This is a genomic window from Nitrosopumilus sp. S4 (genome assembly GCF_054515835.1).
In genome coordinates, this window is the sequence record NZ_CM137258.1 from 892,875 (window position 1) to 909,848 (window position 16,974).

Here is a 16,974-nt window from a genome sequence, read left to right on the forward strand (position 1 = left end):
TTAGTTATAATGAACAGTGTGAAACATTAGAATACACACAATTTTGTTGATAGTAATTAAAAATATTATATTGATAAGATAAAAAAATACCTCTTATCAGAGTTACTTGCCAATCACTGTTACGCTTTGTGGGCCGCCTGCTTTTCCAGCAAATATACTGACTGTTGTAGAAACACCTGAGTCTAATGATGTTATTGTACCATTATTTAGCTTGTAGTATATTATGGCTGATTGACCTGGATTCAGTGATACTGGACCTGTTGCTGGTTCTGCTTCTATGTCGTCTGCATTACCGTTAACATCTATATCGAGTGTGGCGTCTGATCCTCCTGTGTTTACCAAGCCGCCGGCAATACCACTCCATCCTGTATGGTTAAGTGCTTGTTGGAATAATGATGCACTTACATCGGTATCTGGATACCATTGAGTGAATGGGATATCTGTACCTCTAATCTGTATCTTGTCAATTGCTACTACTTTATCACCAGTGTTTCTGATGCCAGATGCGCCCCATGCTAAGCCTTCAGCTGCAGTACCATGTACCCATACCTTGGTTCCTGATACTGAGATGTTTTCTGTCTGGGTACCGCCTTGGAAAAGACTGGTTCCATACAAAACAACTCCTGAACCAAGTACAACTGAAGACACCAATATGATGACAGTTGTAAGTACTGTACTGATAGCACGTTTTTTGCTTAGTTTGGTTTTCATTTTATTACTTTTTTGTTTGGCTAATAGAATATCTAGTCGCGTATGTAATTTTTTTGAATTACAGATTAATACAAACTAAGTAAACACAACTATTTTCATATGATATATTTTGATGAAAATATTACTAATGATTATTTATTTGATGTTGGATTTAATTTACTTTCCTTCTATTGTTACGCTTTGTGGGCCGCCTGCTTTTCCAGCAAATATACTGACTGTTGTAGGTACTCCTGAGTCTAATGATGTTATTGTACCATTAGTCAGTTTGTAGTATATTATGGCTGATTGACCTGGATTCAGTGATACTGGACCTGTTGCTGGTTCTGCTTCTATGTCGTCTGCATTACCGTTAACATCTATATCGAGTGTGGCGTCTGATCCTCCTGTGTTTACCAAGCCGCCGGCAATACCACTCCATCCTGTATGGTTAAGTGCTTGTTGGAATAATGATGCACTTACATCGGTATCTGGATACCATTGAGTGAATGGGATATCTGTACCTCTAATCTGTATCTTGTCAATTGCTACTACTTTATCACCAGTGTTTCTGATGCCAGATGCGCCCCAACCTAAACCATCAGCTGCTGTGCTATGTACCCATACCTTGGTTCCTGATACTGAGATGTTTTCTGTCTGGGTACCGCCTTGGAAAAGACTGGTTCCATACAAAACAACTCCTGAACCAAGTACAACTGAAGATACCAATATGATGACAGTTGTAAGTACTGTACTGATAGCACGTTTTTTGCTTAGTTTGGTTTTCATTTTATTACTTTTTTGTTTGGCTAATAGAATATCTAGTCGCGTATGTAATTTTTTTGAATTACAGAGTAAAAAAATTATAATAAATTTGCTTTGTTATACTATTTATGTTTTAAAATTAATAAACATATCTAATCATCACTTCTGATAAATACTTATGATCATAGATCTTCCTCAGCCAATAATGTATATGCATTAAGAAATTTGGCCACTGTTTTTCTTAATCCTTCATAAGGCATGCTCATTGTAAAGATCTTAGTATTGCCTTGAGGCACACCAATGCCTACTACGCTGATCCCTTTTTTTCTAGCAGTCTCGATAGCATCATTCATTGCTTTATCTGCCTGATGGGTGCCTAATGCTTGACCGTCTGTAATCAAAAAAATATATCTGCGTTCGATATTTTCACGCTCTAAAATTCTACAGCATAACTTTACTGCGTCAGCAATAAAAGATAATCCTTTGATTTCAATACCACCAATTCTGGATTTCGAATGCTGATCATAGTTCTCATAATGATCTTTGACAATTGTAAAATTATTATTAAAAGTAAAAAAACCCCATTTTCCGTTCTTTGAATTCACCTCATTAGCTGCCTCTCCCAAACAAATAGCAAATTTTTTCATCTCATCAAATTTTAATCTCATACTGCTACTAGTATCTACAACTATAGCCCACTCTTCTTCTATTCTTCTTACGTCGTCTTGCTCGAACATTTGGATGCTAGCATTTTGAGCTGCGACTGCCTGAATGGCAGCTTGCATTTCTAACAATCCCATATCTTCAGGCATTCCTTCATCCATTACATTTGGAGTCATTTTGACTTGTGATGACATTTTTTTCAAAAATAAGTGAGTTGCATTCTTTAATCTTAGATACTCTCCAATATTTTCTGGAGCAAAATCTATTTTGTCAAATTCCAAATCATGTGTAATTTGCCCATACTTTTTCTTTACTTTGTTGCGCCTCTTAAGTTGATCAAACCAAATCTCTTGAAATCTATCTACAATATTTAGAAATCCTCCTTCTGTCTTGATGATTATATTTTCATGCCAAGATTTTATATTTTTTGGATGTGTATAATGATCCTCATAAGGAATTTTATATTCATTAAATATGTTCGACGATTTGTAAACTATGTCTGCCATCATTAGTAGTTTATCTTGATTACTCACATCTATCTCTAGAATTTTTTGTTTTAGTATTTCCTTGGTTTTTTCAATATTTGTCACAAATTTATCTGCAAATATTTTTTTTGAATGCTTTTTGATATCTTCGATTTCCTTTTTCTCATTAATTATGTTGAAAAAATTTTCAATCTTTTTAATTTCTGAATAATATTCTGGAAATTCATTTTTCAAAAATTCATTTACCTTGACATCTTCAATAAATTCAATTGTTTCCATCGCACGTTTTTTGTTCTTTCCCTTCATCCATTCCTTGTATTTTTTAAAATCTGTAACTTTGGCATGCCCTGCAGCATGGCATACGGATGCAAAAAATAACGAAAAAATTGTTTTTTGTGATTTTTCAACATCGCTAAATGCACAACCTTGAATAATCTCAATCCCTTGGACTGGCCTAGGCATTGGAATGTATACAGTCATTCTAGGCTCATAATCTATTTTAGGATAATGAATTTGGTCTAAAAAGAATATGTCAATATCTACTGGTTTTTTTTGACATATTTCAAAAAACAATTGATGAGCCATATCTTGTATGGTGTCTTTCAATTAGATCACTCTTTTTTCCTTGCAGCAACCTGACTTTCTATAACTTTTTTTACAATGTGTCTTACTTCATCTTGAACCTCAGGATCGTCACTTGTCATTGGAATCAATGTCTCATTTCCTCCATCAATAATCGATACCCCATCTGAACAAATCTTTGCCCAGTTAACCAAATCTCCTACAGATGGACCATAAGGTAAATCACCCATCTTATATTCCTGTCTTAGTTTGGCACCAACTCTGACAATAATTTCGGCATCACTTAGTGGAATGCCTCCTTTTTCTGAAACCATCTTTATTTCTTTTTCATCAATGTTATCTCCAACACTCATGTAATCAAAGTTAAGCCAAACACTCATTCTTCTTCTCATAGCAGCGTTGATTGGTTTGGTACCTGCAAATTCTGATGATACAGGGTTCATACTAATTATCATGTAAGCATGTTTGTGTCTGTGAATTATTTCACTATCTTTTTCTGTTAATACCATGTGACCTCTTTGATCTAATAATGGGTTGAGTTTTGTTGCAACATCTTGTTTCATCATGTTTGCCTCATCAAGGTACAATATCCCACCTTTTCTACACCATCCGGTAATCAATCCATCAATCCAATTTTCTTTTCCCAATCCTACATATCTTCCAAACAAATCAAAAACAGAAGTTGCCAAACCACAGTTAATTTCCCACATTGGTAATCCAGCTAGTTCTGCAACAAGATACACAATGTGTGTTTTTCCAGTTCCACTGGGACCAATTAATGCACATTGCTTGAAAAATTTGAGTGCTCTTCCAATCCTTTCAACATAATGTTCACCATTATCTAGATATGGAGGCGTGTCTTTTGGAATCATTTCATTCATTTCCTCAGGAAATATCATGTCTGATGAGTCCATGTATTTTTTAAAATCATACATTTTTGATAATTTATGATTCTCTTTTTTGATCTTTGAAATTGATACAGAGAGATTTACTTTGTCAGATCTAATTTTTGTGTGATCAGTTGATGAGATTAAATTTTTCTGCTCCAAGCCTAGTCATAATACATTAGGATATACTTAATGCTGTTATGTGTGTGAGGATATTACATACACATTGTTTAATGAAAAATTCAACAATTTTATCTTAAATGAAAGCACAGATCGAGCTTAGCTCCATATCCATGAGTAAAAATGATCCTAAACTCAGTAAATTAGACAAATATGATGTAGAGGCAAATATTGAGGAAATCGATAACAGTGAGGATCAATCAGTTTTCAAATATGGATTTACTGCATTATCGAATCCCAAAAATGTACGATTGGCAATAGAAGGAATTGCCCGAATTTCAGGAGATTCAATGGAGCGAGATGAGATTTTAACAAAAGATGAAAATGATGTTCCAAAAATTTTAACAATGATTTATCATGAACTTTTCCCAACCTTCTTTTTACTCTCTAAAAGTCTTAACGTCTCTTGCCCTCCTCATACTATTGGAAGTATGGGTGATGGTAAATTAGCAGATGTTGAAGACCCCCAAATTAACGAATCTGAGATTCCAGTTGATGACAAACCTGAAATAAATCCTAAAGTCTCTGAATCTTCAGAACAAGTATCTACGCCAACTTCTGAAACAGTTACAGAACAAACAGAAAATCCAGATATAGCCCAGCCTACGGTGTAAGTAAGATTTCTTACATACTAGTGATAATATGAAAAAATTTACAAAATGTGCTGTGCGCAAATATCTAAAATTGATACATTCACCTAAAAACAGACGAGCACTTGCAACAGTAGTTACTACTGCCATCATAATTTCTGCAGTATCTATAATGGGTGTGATGTTAGTTGGTTGGGCAAACACAAACCTCTTTACTAAACAGGCAAATCTTGAATCCTCATTTAATGATAAAATGAATAAGCTGAATGAACATCTAGTGATTCAAAATATTTGGTTTGGCTCTAGCCCTTATGTTGTAAATATTACTTTGAATAATGTGGGCCCAATTGGTTTAAATGTTACTGAGATTGAAATTACAAATTCTACTGATACTATAATTTACACCATTACCGATGGAGGAATTGCTCCTAGTGAAGACTATTCCATGGAAAAAACATTTGTATGGAATTCATCAGAAATATTTGATTTTACAATCTTTACAAATCGTGGAAATCAGTTTACGGCACAGGAGGTGACCTGAGATTCTAAGAAAGAGACGTGGTATTAGTGCAATTATTGGTGGTGTGTTTATGATAATTATAATTTCCACTGCAATCACATATACTACATTTAGCATGAATCAAGTAACACAATTAGCAGAATCAGTAGAGACTAAGCAAATATATGATTATGAACGAACAACTGAAAAATTTGAGATTTTAAACGTTAGAAATGATAATAATCAGTTTAACATGACAATCAAAAATACAGGTGAGCTACCAGTTCATTTGACACGTTTATGGATAGAAAACACTACTGATTCTACATGGCCAATCTCAAAATTTGATTTGGATGTATCAATTCCACCTGGTTCCACTGTGTCTAATATTGGACAAAACATTGGTTTAACTGCACTTGACACACAATCATATTTTGCACAAATAATCTCTGAGAGAGGAAACCAAAATCAAATGTATCTAAATTCAGTCGGTGACACTTCTCTTTTTATACGATTATCTGCTACTCCCTCTGTTTTACCTTCATCCTTTACTACAGCTGTTATTTTGGAAGTGATCAATACTGGTACCACTCAACTAGTTAATCTTCAACCAGAAATGGTGTCTGTAAGTACTCCAACATGCACAAATTGTTTCTTTGAAGAACTACAATCCGCTACTCCTTCTTCTTTTGATTCTCTAAAACCTGGCGACACTGCAATATTTGAATGGGTTTATTCTTTTGATGGAGAGAATGGTGATCAGATTCAATTTATCGCAGGATTAAAAAATGATATAAGAACAGATACTGCCACGGTTACTCTTCAAACCATTGAATCAGCTCTTAATGCTGAAGTTGCCATAGAATCTGGTGGATTAGGAGATCAAGTTTTGATTGATGATGATATACTATTATTCCATTTGGAAACTGATATTGTTGATTCTGGTACTGCATATCAAATGTGGTCAGGCATTGGTGACGGTGGAGGAGATGGATTGAGAATTCAACTTGATCAAACTAATCCTCACTTTGTGACAAATAATGGTTCCAAAGCAATTTCAATACCTGAAGGCGCATGGACTGTAGCAATGATGCTAAAAAGTGAAGAAGTTCCTACATCATTAAAAGGAGATGGTGTGGATATGATTTTTCATTTTGAGGATGGTGATGGTGCAGCCCCTGATAATTCTGAGGGGAGCAGTTCACGAGATTTAGATGAATGTGGTGTTTCAAATTATGTTCAATCTGTATCTATTGGAACAAATGATGCCGAAGAAAGAATTAGTAATGGAAATGTTGATCTTTCTGATGGTGATCTTGATCTTGCATATGATGGTGGTGAGAATAACGTGTATCTTGTGGGATTAAGATTTACTGGATTAAATATCACCCCTGGAACAATAATTACCTCTGCACAAGTTGTTTTTAATGCTGATGAAAGTGATTCTGGTTTGACCCATCTGAGGATATATGCTGAGGACATTGACGATGCTCCCGTTTTTACCAACTCAAACAGCAATCTTTCAAATAGAGCATTAACTGGAAATTATACTGATTGGAGTAATATTGAAGCGTGGTCTACTGGTGAGATCTCATCTGATACTACCACTCCAAATATTGCTGCAGTAATACAAGAAGTTGTGGATAGACCTGGATGGGTTTCTGGAAATGACATTGTTTTGCTTTTCTATGATAATGGTAGTTCTGGACAGAGAGCTGCCGAATCTGAAGAAGGTGGTGGAAGCCCTCCTCAACTAAGTATTACATGGGGCAATGGGGCTGTGCCTGATTGGCAGCCACTTTCTGGACCTCATAATTCTGGAAGTTATTACTTTGATGGGACTGCTGATTGTTTTAGAAGTACAAATAATGTGTCTGGAGGAGATGATAACGATATTGGTTCAGGTGACAGTACTACTTCATTATGGTTTAAGACAGATAGTGATGTTGGTATAACTGATCAATACTTTGTAGATTGGTCTGCTAGTGGCTGTCCTCTATGTGATTATTATCGAATTGGATTAAAAGGGGATGTAACAAATGGCGGCAAAGTATTTTTTGAATATTCTACAGATGACGGTCTTGATGTTGTATCCTGTGTTTCTACAAACGAATATGATGATGAACAATGGTATCATGTAACAGCTGCCAGAAATGGCGCAGGCGATGAATGTAGGTTAGAAATTACAAATATTGCAGGTAGCAACCCTGAAGGACAAATATTTGTCAATGCAAATACTGGTACAAGCTCGGTTGATGTTTCAGGAAAATGGCATGTTGGATCTAATGTCGATGAGGATGGAAATTTCTTCAAGGGTTGGATTGATGATATCATGCATTGGGATGATTATCACTTGTCAAATGGCGAGATTGATGACTTGGCTCGAACGAATTATGGTGATGGTGCACATGAGTTTGATTTGTATTTAGATGAATTAGATTCTAGTGGAACATTTGTACAAAATCTATACACAGGAATAGCAACTAAAACAGCATTTGCAGATCCTAAAAACGGCGGCAATAATGATGATTGGGCATATTCACAAACCAATATGACATTTAATTTAGCTCAGACAGTAATTCCAATAGATGGGAGATTAGAGTTGTATTTCAATTATAGACCCTCAACAACATCATGGGAAGCATTAGAAGTCGATATGAAGATTGATGATACCACAATGAATAATCCATATCCAAGTTTTATGCAGATACCATTTCCTAGTATCCCATTCCCAAGCTATTATGTGCATGATAAGGATGATGAATTTGAATTATTCATATCAAATACTGGTGAAGATGGGGTATTTTTGACATATCAAGGAACAAGAGTCAATTTTAATGGAACCGGTGGGGCATATGCTGGATTAATAAAATCTGTTAACGGAACTAATCTAAGTGAGAATCAGGATAGTCTCTATATACCAAAAGGAGAAAATGCTGAACTATTATTTCATGAGGCAACAGATATCCCTTCAACTACTCAAGCTGGTAACTTGATTACTCCTGGCGCATATAGAACTACAATTTGGATTAATGGTTATTCTGATCAAGGTGAAACATTTTCACGCTCAGTTGTAGTTGGGTCTGTCACAATAGTTGATTGATTTTCTTAAAAATGGTGTAACATTGAGGAACATACAAGATTTAATGTAATTTTTAAAGGATTTAAGATCTAATGCAATCATCAGAATCTTCTGGTACTCCAGAACAGGCACCTACTCCAGAACAGGCACCTACTCCAGAACAGGCACCTACTCCAGAACAGGCACCTACTCCAGAACAGGCACCTACTCCAGAACAGGCACCTACTCCAGAACAGGCACCTACTCCAGAACAGGCACCTACTCCAGAACAGGCACCTACTCCAGAACAGGCACCTACTCCATCTCAAGTTGCAGTTGATCCTAATGATATTAATGCAAAAACTTTAACTCAACTTAATACTCTGATGGAAGAGTCATTACAAATCTACGAATTAGAGGATCAAAAAACAAATGTTATTGATGATCTGCATAATGCACTACAAGTAATTACTCAATTCTTAGGATTTTCAACCAATGTTCATCCTGGAATTTTTAACCTTCCATCGGATTCAACAATAATGATGTTGCCAAATTTAAAATTAATAATTAAACTAACAAATGGGAAAACAGAAACTAAACAATTCACCGATTACCCACCTGAAGTAATTACACAAATTGTAGAATATGTGACACCACAATTGTTAGAATTAATACAAGCTCAAAAATCTTATCTCACCGAAAAGATTACCTTTTTGCGTACAGCAACTAAACAACTCAGTACATTAAATCAGTTAAAAGATAATCTTCCTCCTATATCTCCAACAACTGAGGAATAAAATTGAAAAATTTAATTGAACGATTTGCTACAGTTCATACACTTAAAACAAATTTGGAAAAGGAAATTGAAAATACAGAAGAGAATATTCAAGAATACTCAAATCTATTAGGAGAAAAAATTCGAATAAATGAAGAATCATCTTCTGATGATCCTGATTTTCTTGCACTTAAAGCAAAATTAGATGGTGGTACTGTAGAAAAAAAAGACAAGAGTAACAAAACTGATGATGTAAAAACTGATGATGTAAAAGCTGATGATGTAAAAGCTGATGATGTAAAAGCTGATGACAAGAAAACAAAAGAAAAGAAAACTGTACCAAAAAAGCCTGATGATAAAAAGAAAAAAGGAAAAAAAGGTATTAGTGACAAATGGTACAATCTAAATGAAATTCTTGTGTATAATGGAATGGGATTAAAAGGCGAACTTGAGTTATACTTTAAGGCAATTGATGAATTAAAATCAAAACTAGAAAATCTAAAGAGAACTCTAGCAACCCTGAATAACATTATAGAAAAAGGACTTAAAGAAGACATGGGCTGCATTGCATTTAGAGGCTCAGAAGGTACATTAGAAATTGCCTTTCTAAAATCATCTGGAATTAGAGAAAATTATTCACTAAAGTCGATCTTTTCTGGAAAGGCAATCCCTGTAGAAAATGTGATTAAAGTAGGAGTTTAATGAAAATTCATGCCTAAATACTTGCTTGATTACTCAGAAAATACTCACAAAAACGATCAGATCGATCTAACAAATTTAGCTATACCACAATATAGACTAGTTATTTCTAATGGAGGATCCTGAAAAAACATGGCAAAAGAGACAACACAAAGTTCAGTATTTGACTCTACACCTGACTCCCAAATGTATGAGTACAAATTATCTGTGGAAAAAGTTCAAACCGAACTATTACAATATGGATTAACATCAAACCAGAGTAAGGTTTTCATTTATCTTGGAAAGTATGGTGCAAAGACTGCTCCGGAAGTTTGTAAAGCACTCAAACTACCAAGAACCGAAACATATCATTTACTATCTGCTTTGCAAAACAAAGGAATAGTATCTGCAACATTCCAACACCCAATACAATTTGCTGCATTACCATTAGACAAAGCAATATGGATTCTAGTAAATTCTGAGAAAGAACGAGTAAAATCTCTTGAGCAAATGGAGAAAGGATTATCTGAATTATGGGATAACATTCCAGCATTTGATGCAATTCATGAAGATGTTGAAGAGAAATTCCAAATGTTGCAGGTTTCTAATCAAATACAATCAAAAATCACAGAGATGACTGATAATTATGAAGATGAATTTTTGATTTTAGGTTCTGAGAAAGACTACCTAAAATTATATCATGGCGACTTTTTAGAATCATTTGTAAAAGCAAAACAACAATTCAGACTACTTAGTGCATGCTCTGAGAAAACAGCATACATATTTGATGATTTGGAAAGAAAGAATATTAAAAAATTAAGCAATGATATTCAAAACCATCTTTGTTTTATTATAAAAGATAGTGGCGAGATGCTGTTCTTTACTAAAAATGCAAATTCTCCTGAAGAACCATTTGCAATGTGGACAAATTCTAACTCTCTAGTATATGCAATGAAACTACTCTTTGAATCATTGTGGACAAATTCAAAGAACATTCACCTGTAAATTCATAAAAAATTATTTGTTAGAATCAAACTAGTCTCCGTATTTATATAGAAATTTTTCTCTAATTTTTCTATAGATATGGATTCGACATATTCTAAAGTAAAAACTGGAATACCTGGATTGGACTCTGTGATATCTGGTGGATTCAAGACTGGTCGTTCTATCTCAGTATCTGGTCCTCCTGGAAGTGGAAAAACCACATTAGGATTACAGTATCTCTATTCGGGGGCAAAAGACTTTGATGAATCAGGTGTTTATGTGACATTATCTCAAAGTATTGAGGAGATAAAAAATGACTGTAAATCTTATGGTTGGGACTTTGATGATTTAATCTCTAAAGACAAAATCTTAATGATTGATGCAAGACCATTTAAAATTCAAGACGAGTTAATTGGCAAAGATGACTCCTTGTATAGGGGTGAACAATTACCATTTGAGCATTTGACGAAATTATTACTTAGTAGTATCAAACGTGTTGAAGCTAAAAGAGTTGTAATTGATTCAGTTACAATTTTGGCAATGCAGTATCCTGATAAATTCTATGTTAGACAGGGGCTGCAAGGAATGATACAAGCACTAGAGAATTTTGATGTTACTAGTTTGATACTATCTGAATATTCTGAAGAAGATGACTATCCTGTAGAGTGGTTTGTAACATCTGGTATTATTCAGCTAAGACATACTAGAAAAGAGGACACTATGGAGAGAACTATTCAGGTAACAAAAATGCGGGGCATAAAACACAGTGAGCAAATTCATCCAATCAATTTAGATTCAGATGGATTGCATCTGTTGCATCCAAGATTGATGCCTTGATTATCTCTTTTTTCTAATTTGATGTACTACCATTGGCAAAAATGCACCAACATCAGATACTATTCCAAGTGCTTGCCATGTTCCCCTGTCCATTAGTTTTGTAACCGTTGGTTGATTAATATCGACTACAATCACCTTGACATTTGCAGGTAGCATATTTCCAGTTGCAATGGAGTGTAGCATTGTCGAAATCATAATTACCATACTTGCATCTTTTAGAACTTTTTTGTATTCTCTTTGAGCCTCTGCCACATCGGTAATTACATCAGGTAAAGGTCCATCGTCTCTAATTGATCCTGCTAACACAAATGGAATTTTGTTTTTTACACATTCATACATTATTCCTTTGGTAAGTTTTTTTGTTTTGACCATATTTGCAATAGACCCTGCTTTGAATACTGAATTTATGGCATCCATGTGATTTCTATGTCCGTGATATGCCAAAGTTGCATCATGAACATTCATTCCAAGGGATGTTCCTAATGTTGCATATTCAATATCATGTACTGCAAGAGCATTGCCTGCCAAAACTCCATCAATGAAACCCATTCGGATTAATTCTGATACTGCATCATCTGCTCCTGTGTGGACTATTGCAGGACCTCCAACAATTACAATTTTTCCGCCTTTCTTTTTGGTATTGATGATATCTTCAGCGACTTTTTTTGCAATATGTTGAGTTGGCCTTTCACTAGAGCTAGAACTTCCCATGAATTCAAATACATTTACTCCTTCCCTTGGACGCTCAGGTGGTGTGATCTTTATTCCTTCATCTCCCACTATTATCATGTCGTCTTTTTTCACATCCCTTACTGGAACGCAAAAAGCTCTGCCATCTTTAACTACAATACATTTGTCCATCATCATGTTCTCCACTTGAATCCATTTTCCTTTATGAAAGACTTGAGTGTGATTGTTTGTAGTACTGTAAAAATCATCAGGCATAACAAAATTTTTTGGTGCTTTTTTTAATTTGATTTGTTTTTGAATTTTTGATGTTGCCCCTTCTCTAAAAATAGTCTCTAAAATTTCATCTAGGTGTTTTTGATTTCTTCCCTTAACTAATAATCTGGCATATGATTGATCTTTTTTCTTTTTGCCAATATTGATATCTTGAACCTGAAATTCTCCTTTAAGATCCATTATCTTATCAAAGATTTTAGTTAGAATTGATGAATCAATAAGATGGCCACTAACTTCTACTTCTTCGGAGAATTTACTCATTTTATCACTTTTACACTATGATAACTAAAGTTTTACGTTTATTTTTATGGCTAGGTTACTATACTGGAAGTATTACCTTTCCTTCAAATTTTGCAATGTTGTCTTTGGCAAAAGCTTCCTCCAAGTTTTCTTTTTGTTGCTTTGTCACACCTTGAACTATGGTCTTTGAGGCCCCACTTTTATCAACTAATGCCAGAATGTAACCGCTGTTATCAGTTAAAACAAATCCGGCTGATTCATCCACAAATGCATAAAGGTTTTCTTCACCTACGGGTTGCCAAACATTTGATTTTGTATCCGTTAATGCCAATGCAGGCATTGCTTTACCGTCAGTCAATTTGTTAAGATATTCTCTTGCTTCGGCAACACGCTTTTGACCCAACTTTAATGCCTGAAAATATTGCATGTTTCCCAAATAATCGAATTCTTATAAAAACAATCACACTACAAAAGATAGTTATAGAATATTTGATATTTTTTAGATATGCCTCTTACCAATAATGTCATAATGAAATTAAATGAGATTACAACTATGGTGGAAGATAAATCAAAATTATCTGAATCTGAAATTGATGAGATAAAATCCATCTTCAAATCTCTTGTTGAGAAAGGGGAACGATATGATGTAGATGAGATTGAATTTTGGTTTGAAAATGAGGGTAGTTGGAAAATTAAAGAACCACGAATAAGAATTGCAAATCTCTCAAATTATATCCAGGATAAATATCAACAAACTGCTCATCTCAGGATAATATCCGATGATGATTGTGGATGTGGAAATTAAGTTTCTAGCTGTTCTAAGAGTCTACTTACAATTTTAGCATTTTCAGTTCTTGCAGATAATATCTCCTCTAGTCTTGATGTATTTTTTTTGTCTCCTGCAATTATCTTAAAATATTCTTCATCAAGATCATTGTTTTCTTGTAATCTCTTTATCACTTCAAATAAAATCCCAATAACTTGTTTTTGGGCATCAATTAATTCATCTTTATTAATATCAGACATATCTACTTGTCTTCAATAATATTTGTAAATAATTCTTTTAGTCTCAAATCACTGATTTCAGATTTTGCAGAGTTGTAAAATGATTCTAATTTTTCTTTTGGAATTCCTTGATTCTCATATAATTTAGCTTGAAGTGCCATCTCTAATTTGTCAATTTGATGAACAAGATTTGCTTCCTTTGAATTATTCTCTTGATAGTCTTTCCAAATTTTCAAGTATTCTTTTGAAACAAATTCTGGTAAATTTGAAATTATTTTCTCAAAAGCATTATTTTCCAAATCCATCTTCTCTTGTTTTGACATCTTCTCTGGTGTGATATCTCCTGTAATTGATTCTGCCAGATCATGCAATAATACCATTTTTAGAATTTTCTCAGAATTGTAATTTTCTAAATCAGCAAAAACCATACTAATAATTGCCATATTGTATGAGTGATCAGCTACTGATTCAGGATTGTCTGTAACTGCTTTTTCTATCCATCCCTGTCTAGGAATATCTTTAAGATTTGCAGCATCTTTTAAAAAATCTAAAATCATCTTAATGTTAATCCTTAACTCTCTTTCCTCAAAAATGTGTTTTTACTTATTTTCGAACAACATAATAGTTGAATCTTGTATTGTAATTTATGAAAATATACACCAAAACTGGTGATGATGGAAATACTGGTTTACAGGGAAATCTCAGAATTGCAAAATCCCATCCTAGAATAATGGCATATGGTACAGTTGATGAGGCAAATGCTGCATTAGGTATAGTTCTGGCAAATACATTAGATCAAGATATTGTAAATGTTTTAACTCAAATTCAAAATGAATTGTTTCTAGTTGGTGCTGATTTATCAAATCCTAATCTAAATGATATTAAAAATCGTGTTTCATTAGAAATGGTTGAAACATTAGAATCTCATATTGATAAATTTGAGGAAGAATTACCAGCATTGACTAATTTTATTCTACCAGGAGGTATTATGGCTGCATCTCAACTTCACTATACAAGAACTATTGTAAGAAGGGCAGAGACATTAGTAGTTCAACTAAGTGAAAAAGACGAAATTAATTCAAATTGTATTAAATATCTCAATAGATTATCCGATCTTTTTTTTGTTATGGGTCGTTTGATTAATCATAGAATTGGTAAAGACGATATTTTGTGGAAGATCTAAAAAAGACAAACTTTAATTCCTCAACAAATTGAATTTTTTCAAGTGCCGGGGTAGCTCAGCCTGGGAGAGCACTCGGCTGAAGACCGGGCTGTCGCGCGTTCAAATCCCGCCCCCGGCATTGACCTTTTTGCTTGAAGATTAAGAATTAATGCTGTTCAAAAATCTTGTGACAAAATTAGGCGTTTGAAATCAAAAGTTGTTTTCAGGAATATTCCTATTATGTTGTTAAATACAAATTTTGTAATATGGAGTCATGGTTCAACTAAATAAAAAAAAGATATTCAAAACCATTCAAAGTAAATGGAATCAATTAGAGAATCCTGATGAAGAGTTTGTAAAATTAGAATAGTCTTCAGTCCTTACCATTCCTTTAAAAATTGTTTTTTTAACAGTTATCTGTATTTTTTTATAATAACGTGTAATTCAAGAGAGTCATTTTTTATAATGACAAAATAATAAGTAGATATTTGATTTACTAATACTGGTTTTCATTTTATTCTCTTTTCTTTAGAAATAAAGAAAAGGTGGAAAACCTCTTTATGCGTCAACCAAATTAGAGAAACTTTTTCCTGAATTTGATTTTTCAGATACACATTTGACAGGACCTAAGGCATCACCATTATTTACATCGTTTCGAAGTTTTTCATTATTGAATTTTTTAACTATTGCCACTCGAGTTGTATGGAATTTGTTGGTAAAATTACCGTCAATTTCAAAAACTTCTTTTGTGGTAATTTTGACTCCTTTTACTGTTTCATCACCTTGAATATAGTCTGAATCTTCAATGAATGTAATAGTAAATGGTTTATCACCAATTTTTGCCAAACTGATGGAATCTCTTGTTGTAGTGTATTCTGCTAGTGTTGCTATTCTAATTCACCCCCATAATGTTTCTGGAAATTTCTATTGGATAAATCAAATGATAAGTGAATAGCTGACCTAAATGGCTACCTAATTTTATGATTTAACTTTTAATTTTTGATTAATTTAAAGATTAAACTATATCTTTGGAATCAATGTGTGATCGCACTGCAATTTGATTATCCAATTATTTTTTAAACTTCTGATTTCCTAGGAAAATAATTCTACATAATCTTTAAAAATAAGGCAAACTCTTGTTTTTCGACATTCATGGCTGAAAAAAAAACTACAAAGAAAACGGTAAAAAAAACCCCTTCAAAGAAAGTTGCCAAAGCAAAGACTGAAAAAGCTAAATCTAAAAAACCTACAAAATCTAAAGCAAAAACTGCAAATACCAAGAATAAAAAACCTAAAGAAGAACCCATTGACGATATGGGAATAGTCATAGTAGATGATGATATTGTCGTTGATCAAGAAAAAGTAAATGAGGAGCGTAGGGCCTATCTTGAAGAAGCAAGGTCACAGGAAGCATTCGATTAGGAATCTTTATCCCATTCTAACACCATTACATATTATGAGAGCATTATGCCTAATTACCGTAAAACCAGGTAAAGTTGATGCTGTAGTTGAAATTCTAAAGAAGAAACGCAAAATCGTAAAACAGATTATGATTGTCACTGGAAGAGCAGATATTTGTGTAATTTTACAAGGAAATATCGATGAGATTAACAATATGGTAATTGATTTTAAAAAAATTAAAGAGATTGTTACAACTGAGACCTTAATTGAAGTGGAGGTAAATCTAGGTTGGTAAGGGCAATAATTTTAGTAAAATCTCCTAAAAAATTAATTGCTGCAAGATTGCGAAAAGTTACCTCAGTTTCAGATTCTTTTCCAACTAGTGGCCAATTTGATGCTGTGGCAATTATTGATGTAAAGGAATTATACCAAATTAAAGAAGTTGCAAACCAAATTCAAAAAATCAGCGGGGTAGAAAGGACTGAAACCATGGTTGAAGTCCAATAACAATTAATTTAAAGAACTTGTTG

General features: G+C 33.7%; 21 protein-coding genes and 1 tRNA gene. 13 read left to right on the forward strand and 9 right to left on the reverse strand.

Annotated elements, in window-relative coordinates:
* Positions 1-102 precede the first annotated feature (102 nt).
* From ACX119_RS04990 to ACX119_RS05005, 4 genes are all read right to left on the reverse strand, one after another.
* The gene (locus ACX119_RS04990; protein WP_459350208.1) at positions 103-711 is read right to left on the reverse strand and encodes a hypothetical protein; all 609 of its coding nucleotides are present in this window, start codon (positions 709-711) and stop codon (positions 103-105) included.
* A gap of 156 nt (positions 712-867) precedes the next feature.
* On the reverse strand, positions 868-1,476 hold the full coding sequence (locus ACX119_RS04995; RefSeq protein WP_459350209.1) for a hypothetical protein: 609 nt from the start codon (positions 1,474-1,476) through the stop codon (positions 868-870).
* 158 nt (positions 1,477-1,634) lie between these two features.
* Positions 1,635-3,206, reverse strand: a complete 1,572-nt coding sequence (locus ACX119_RS05000; protein ID WP_459350210.1) for a vWA domain-containing protein — start codon at positions 3,204-3,206, stop codon at positions 1,635-1,637.
* Positions 3,207-3,211: 5 nt separating this feature from the next.
* Positions 3,212-4,231 (reverse strand): AAA family ATPase, encoded by a 1,020-nt coding sequence (locus ACX119_RS05005; RefSeq protein WP_459350211.1) that lies wholly within the window; start codon positions 4,229-4,231, stop codon positions 3,212-3,214.
* A gap of 98 nt (positions 4,232-4,329) precedes the next feature.
* On the opposite strand from ACX119_RS05005, the gene ACX119_RS05010 reads away from it, so the two are divergent.
* From ACX119_RS05010 to ACX119_RS05040, 7 genes are all read left to right on the forward strand, one after another.
* Complete coding sequence (locus ACX119_RS05010; protein ID WP_459350212.1) at positions 4,330-4,863, forward strand: hypothetical protein; 534 nt, start codon at positions 4,330-4,332, stop codon at positions 4,861-4,863.
* Positions 4,864-4,891: 28 nt separating this feature from the next.
* Positions 4,892-5,380 (forward strand): hypothetical protein, encoded by a 489-nt coding sequence (locus ACX119_RS05015; protein WP_459350213.1) that lies wholly within the window; start codon positions 4,892-4,894, stop codon positions 5,378-5,380.
* Between the two features lie 49 nt (positions 5,381-5,429).
* On the forward strand, positions 5,430-8,441 hold the full coding sequence (locus ACX119_RS05020) for a LamG-like jellyroll fold domain-containing protein (protein ID WP_459350214.1): 3,012 nt from the start codon (positions 5,430-5,432) through the stop codon (positions 8,439-8,441).
* 71 nt (positions 8,442-8,512) lie between these two features.
* Complete coding sequence (locus ACX119_RS05025; protein WP_459350215.1) at positions 8,513-9,196, forward strand: hypothetical protein; 684 nt, start codon at positions 8,513-8,515, stop codon at positions 9,194-9,196.
* 2 nt (positions 9,197-9,198) lie between these two features.
* Positions 9,199-9,876: a hypothetical protein gene (locus tag ACX119_RS05030; RefSeq protein ID WP_459350216.1), complete on the forward strand. Its 678-nt coding sequence runs from the start codon at positions 9,199-9,201 to the stop codon at positions 9,874-9,876.
* Between the two features lie 129 nt (positions 9,877-10,005).
* Positions 10,006-10,857, forward strand: coding sequence for a TrmB family transcriptional regulator (locus ACX119_RS05035; RefSeq protein WP_459350217.1), 852 nt, complete (start codon positions 10,006-10,008; stop codon positions 10,855-10,857).
* Positions 10,858-10,935: 78 nt separating this feature from the next.
* Entirely contained in the window at positions 10,936-11,673 is a 738-nt protein-coding gene (locus ACX119_RS05040) for an RAD55 family ATPase (protein ID WP_459350218.1), read from the forward strand.
* Here ACX119_RS05040 and ACX119_RS05045 read toward each other — a convergent pair whose 3' ends face one another.
* Together ACX119_RS05045 and ACX119_RS05050 are read right to left on the reverse strand one after the other, a co-directional pair.
* Positions 11,674-12,897 carry an ornithine cyclodeaminase, nickel-pincer nucleotide-dependent gene (locus ACX119_RS05045; protein ID WP_459350219.1) on the reverse strand — a complete coding sequence of 408 codons (1,224 nt, stop codon included), beginning with the start codon at positions 12,895-12,897 and terminating at the stop codon, positions 11,674-11,676.
* A 58-nt stretch (positions 12,898-12,955) separates the two neighbouring features.
* Positions 12,956-13,303 (reverse strand): hypothetical protein, encoded by a 348-nt coding sequence (locus tag ACX119_RS05050; protein WP_459350220.1) that lies wholly within the window; start codon positions 13,301-13,303, stop codon positions 12,956-12,958.
* Between the two features lie 78 nt (positions 13,304-13,381).
* On the opposite strand from ACX119_RS05050, the gene ACX119_RS05055 reads away from it, so the two are divergent.
* The gene (locus ACX119_RS05055) at positions 13,382-13,681 is read left to right on the forward strand and encodes a hypothetical protein (RefSeq protein WP_459350221.1); all 300 of its coding nucleotides are present in this window, start codon (positions 13,382-13,384) and stop codon (positions 13,679-13,681) included.
* Here the strand turns inward: ACX119_RS05055 and ACX119_RS05060 are convergent.
* Together ACX119_RS05060 and ACX119_RS05065 are read right to left on the reverse strand one after the other, a co-directional pair.
* Positions 13,678-13,902 carry a hydrolase gene (locus tag ACX119_RS05060; RefSeq protein WP_459350222.1) on the reverse strand — a complete coding sequence of 75 codons (225 nt, stop codon included), beginning with the start codon at positions 13,900-13,902 and terminating at the stop codon, positions 13,678-13,680. The genes ACX119_RS05055 and ACX119_RS05060 overlap by 4 nt on opposite strands.
* A 2-nt stretch (positions 13,903-13,904) precedes the next feature.
* Positions 13,905-14,438 carry an HD domain-containing protein gene (locus ACX119_RS05065; protein WP_459350223.1) on the reverse strand — a complete coding sequence of 178 codons (534 nt, stop codon included), beginning with the start codon at positions 14,436-14,438 and terminating at the stop codon, positions 13,905-13,907.
* Positions 14,439-14,527: 89 nt separating this feature from the next.
* Here ACX119_RS05065 and ACX119_RS05070 point away from each other — a divergent pair, with 89 nt between their 5' ends.
* Positions 14,528-15,064, forward strand: a complete 537-nt coding sequence (locus tag ACX119_RS05070) for a cob(I)yrinic acid a,c-diamide adenosyltransferase (RefSeq protein ID WP_459350224.1) — start codon at positions 14,528-14,530, stop codon at positions 15,062-15,064.
* Positions 15,065-15,108: 44 nt separating this feature from the next.
* Positions 15,109-15,182, forward strand: a tRNA-Phe gene (locus ACX119_RS05075).
* 419 nt (positions 15,183-15,601) lie between these two features.
* Here ACX119_RS05075 and ACX119_RS05080 read toward each other — a convergent pair.
* Positions 15,602-15,889, reverse strand: coding sequence for a hypothetical protein (locus ACX119_RS05080; RefSeq protein WP_459350225.1), 288 nt, complete (start codon positions 15,887-15,889; stop codon positions 15,602-15,604).
* A 306-nt stretch (positions 15,890-16,195) separates the two neighbouring features.
* Here ACX119_RS05080 and ACX119_RS05085 point away from each other — a divergent pair, with 306 nt between their 5' ends.
* Genes ACX119_RS05085 through ACX119_RS05095 form a run of 3 tightly spaced genes read left to right on the forward strand, consistent with a single transcriptional unit; the run spans position 16,196 to position 16,951 of the window.
* Entirely contained in the window at positions 16,196-16,465 is a 270-nt protein-coding gene (locus ACX119_RS05085) for a hypothetical protein (RefSeq protein ID WP_459350226.1), read from the forward strand.
* On the forward strand, positions 16,431-16,739 hold the full coding sequence (locus tag ACX119_RS05090) for a hypothetical protein (RefSeq protein ID WP_459350227.1): 309 nt from the start codon (positions 16,431-16,433) through the stop codon (positions 16,737-16,739). The genes ACX119_RS05085 and ACX119_RS05090 overlap by 35 nt, the downstream gene beginning before the upstream one ends.
* Positions 16,733-16,951 (forward strand): Lrp/AsnC ligand binding domain-containing protein, encoded by a 219-nt coding sequence (locus ACX119_RS05095; RefSeq protein ID WP_459350228.1) that lies wholly within the window; start codon positions 16,733-16,735, stop codon positions 16,949-16,951. The genes ACX119_RS05090 and ACX119_RS05095 overlap by 7 nt, the downstream gene beginning before the upstream one ends.
* The last annotated feature ends 23 nt before the right edge of the window (positions 16,952-16,974 follow it).

Excerpts from the sequence above, each read along its gene's own strand:
- ACX119_RS05060 (WP_459350222.1), bottom strand. The coding sequence starts at position 13,902 with ATGTCTGATATTAATAAAGATGAATTAATTGATGCCCAAAAACAAGTT.
- ACX119_RS05045 (WP_459350219.1), bottom strand. The coding sequence starts at position 12,897 with ATGAGTAAATTCTCCGAAGAAGTAGAAGTTAGTGGCCATCTTATTGAT.
- ACX119_RS05050 (WP_459350220.1), bottom strand. The coding sequence starts at position 13,303 with ATGCAATATTTTCAGGCATTAAAGTTGGGTCAAAAGCGTGTTGCCGAA.
- ACX119_RS05040 (WP_459350218.1), top strand. The coding sequence starts at position 10,936 with ATGGATTCGACATATTCTAAAGTAAAAACTGGAATACCTGGATTGGAC.
- ACX119_RS05020 (WP_459350214.1), top strand. The coding sequence starts at position 5,430 with ATGATAATTATAATTTCCACTGCAATCACATATACTACATTTAGCATG.
- ACX119_RS05055 (WP_459350221.1), top strand. The coding sequence starts at position 13,382 with ATGCCTCTTACCAATAATGTCATAATGAAATTAAATGAGATTACAACT.
- ACX119_RS05010 (WP_459350212.1), top strand. The coding sequence starts at position 4,330 with ATGAAAGCACAGATCGAGCTTAGCTCCATATCCATGAGTAAAAATGAT.
- ACX119_RS05025 (WP_459350215.1), top strand. The coding sequence starts at position 8,513 with ATGCAATCATCAGAATCTTCTGGTACTCCAGAACAGGCACCTACTCCA.
- ACX119_RS05085 (WP_459350226.1), top strand. The coding sequence starts at position 16,196 with ATGGCTGAAAAAAAAACTACAAAGAAAACGGTAAAAAAAACCCCTTCA.
- ACX119_RS05070 (WP_459350224.1), top strand. The coding sequence starts at position 14,528 with ATGAAAATATACACCAAAACTGGTGATGATGGAAATACTGGTTTACAG.
- ACX119_RS04995 (WP_459350209.1), bottom strand. The coding sequence starts at position 1,476 with ATGAAAACCAAACTAAGCAAAAAACGTGCTATCAGTACAGTACTTACA.
- ACX119_RS05035 (WP_459350217.1), top strand. The coding sequence starts at position 10,006 with ATGGCAAAAGAGACAACACAAAGTTCAGTATTTGACTCTACACCTGAC.
- ACX119_RS05065 (WP_459350223.1), bottom strand. The coding sequence starts at position 14,438 with ATGATTTTAGATTTTTTAAAAGATGCTGCAAATCTTAAAGATATTCCT.
- ACX119_RS04990 (WP_459350208.1), bottom strand. The coding sequence starts at position 711 with ATGAAAACCAAACTAAGCAAAAAACGTGCTATCAGTACAGTACTTACA.
- ACX119_RS05015 (WP_459350213.1), top strand. The coding sequence starts at position 4,892 with ATGAAAAAATTTACAAAATGTGCTGTGCGCAAATATCTAAAATTGATA.